The organism is uncultured Nostoc sp. (assembly GCF_937863485.1).
GTDB lineage: Bacteria > Cyanobacteriota > Cyanobacteriia > Cyanobacteriales > Nostocaceae > Nostoc.
On the sequence record NZ_CALMFY010000203.1, the window covers coordinates 1 to 2,490 of the forward strand.

Consider the following 2,490-nt stretch of genomic DNA (forward strand, 5'->3'; position numbering starts at 1 on the left):
AAACGTATGTTGTGTAAGCGTTTGAGCTTAAGTTGACACGTATGGGCATTGCCATGCCCCTACGAGAAATCTATCTGTATCAGGGTTTTCGTGAATTGGTATAACTCGTTTTCCCAATTTTTCGTTTGAAGCGTCTGAACTTGAATCTGAGTTTGTTTATTTTGATGAATTTGACGAAATTGATGGCAAAACAATTTGGGATTTGAGCTATTGGATCGAAGTGAAAACAACTTCACTAGATGGTATTCCTGAATGCGACTTATTTATTTGAGCAGTTCGAGCAATGGCGCAAGACTGGAGAACTATGTATCGGGCTTTGACTCCCCCAACCCTAGTAGGGAAGGGGGTTAGGGCTGTTTTATGTTTTTTCAGGTTGAGGTGTAGCCGCAGCCAATTGTCTCTGAGTAAGCACTTTTAAATTAGTTTTGATCCAAGCGCAGTACTGCCATAAAGGCTTCCTGGGGTACGTCCACTGTACCTACAGATTTCATTCGCTTTTTACCTTTTGCTTGCTTCTGTAATAGTTTCTTCTTCCGGCTGATGTCACCACCGTAGCACTTGGCTAGCACGTCTTTTCGCAAGGCGGGGATGTGTTCGCTGGCGATAACTTTACTGCCAATAGATGCCTGAATTGGCACTTTAAATTGATGGCGGGGAATTAGTTCCTTGAGTTTTTCTGCCATTGAGCGCCCGACGTTGTAAGCTTTATCCCGGTGTACAATCATCGCCAAGGAATCTACGGGATCGCCGTTAATCATGATATCCAGCTTTACCAGAGGATTTTCACGGTAGCCGATCAGGTGATATTCCATGCTGGCATAACCGCGCGATCGCGACTTCATCTGGTCAAAAAAGTCAGTCACAACTTCCGCCAAGGGGAGTTCGTAAGTGAGGGTGGTTCGTCCTTGGGTGAGATATTTCATATCTTTGAAAATGCCACGGCGATTTTGTGACAACTCCATCAAGGAGCCGACATAGGTTTCCGGCGTAATCATCTCTACTTGGACGTAGGGTTCTTCAATTTTTTGGCGATCGTTGGGAGAAGGTAGACGGCTGGGATTATCGATGTACAGTTCCTCCCCTTTCAGGGTGATTACCTTATAAACCACCGAGGGGGCTGTAATGATTAAATCGAGATTATACTCTCGCTCTAGCCGTTCCTGGACAATTTCCATATGCAGCAAGCCCAAAAACCCGCAACGGAAACCAAACCCCATCGCGCTAGAAGTTTCTGGTTCGTAGTGCAGCGCCGCATCGTTGAGTTCGAGCTTTTCTAAGGCTTCCCGCAAGTCTTCAAATTGATCAGCATCAATGGGGAACATCCCACAATAAACCATCGGGTTGGCTTCTGCGTAACCTGGTAAGGGTGACTCCGCTTTCGCCTTACTTAGAGTAATTGTGTCTCCCACCCGGGCATCAGCTACAGCTCTAATTGCCGCTCCTAAATAGCCTACTTCCCCAGCGTGCAGTTCTTCAACTTGCTTTTGGGTAGGAGAAAGGACGCCTAACTCATCAATTTCAAATTCTTTACCGGATGCCATTAAATGGATGCGATCGCCTTTTTTCACGGTGCCATCCATCACCCGGAAATACACAATTACTCCTCGGTAACTGTCGTAATAGCTATCAAATATTAACGCCCGTAAGCGTTCATTTATCGTATTAGGCGGTGGCGGTATCCGCTCGACAACTGCTTCTAAAATCTGATCAATACCAATTCCTTCTTTAGCAGAGGCCAGAATCGCACCACTGCAATCTAGACCGATAATTTCTTCAATTTCCCCAATTACCCGTTCTGGTTCAGCCCCTGGCAAATCAATTTTATTCAAAACCGGGATAATTTCCAGGTTATTCTCTAACGCTAAATATACATTCGCCAAAGTTTGCGCTTCCACACCTTGGGACGCATCTACTACCAATAGCGCTCCTTCACAAGCAACAAGAGAGCGGGAGACTTCATAAGAGAAATCCACATGTCCTGGAGTATCAATTAAATTCAGCACATACTGCTGACCATCCTTGGCTGTGTAATTCATCCGGGCAGCTTGCAGCTTAATTGTAATCCCGCGCTCCCGTTCCAAATCCATATTGTCGAGAAACTGTTCCTTCATCTGTCGGTCTCCAACAGTGCCAGTAGCTTGCAGCAAGCGATCGGCAAGGGTTGATTTCCCGTGGTCGATGTGAGCAATAATACAAAAATTGCGAATGCGAACTGCGGGAACGTCAGTCATATACTATCTTTGCCTAAGCAGCAACCAAAGTTAAAAGAGCAATTTACTTAATGTATTTTAATGCTTTCTTAGCCAAGACGCTCCTAGCTTTTAGTGCTGAGTTCCGTTAGCGGATAGTTATGGTTTAGCCCGTGCTGAGTTAGGAATGGGGGAGTTAAGAGTTACTATTATCTCTCCTGCTCTCCTGCCCCTCTGGTTACTGAGCTTGTCCTGAGCGTAGCCGTAAAGCCTGCGGCATAGCTACGCCCTAAGCGCCAGC

Annotated in this window: 1 protein-coding gene; it reads right to left on the minus strand. The window is 45.9% G+C overall.

Annotation, left to right across the window (positions count from 1 at the left end; genetic code table 11):
• Window positions 1-419: 419 nt before the first annotated feature.
• Window positions 420-2,231: a translation elongation factor 4 gene (lepA, locus tag Q0541_RS27710; protein ID WP_298918824.1), complete on the minus strand. Its 1,812-nt coding sequence runs from the start codon at window positions 2,229-2,231 to the stop codon at window positions 420-422.
• Between the last annotated feature and the right edge of the window lie 259 nt (window positions 2,232-2,490).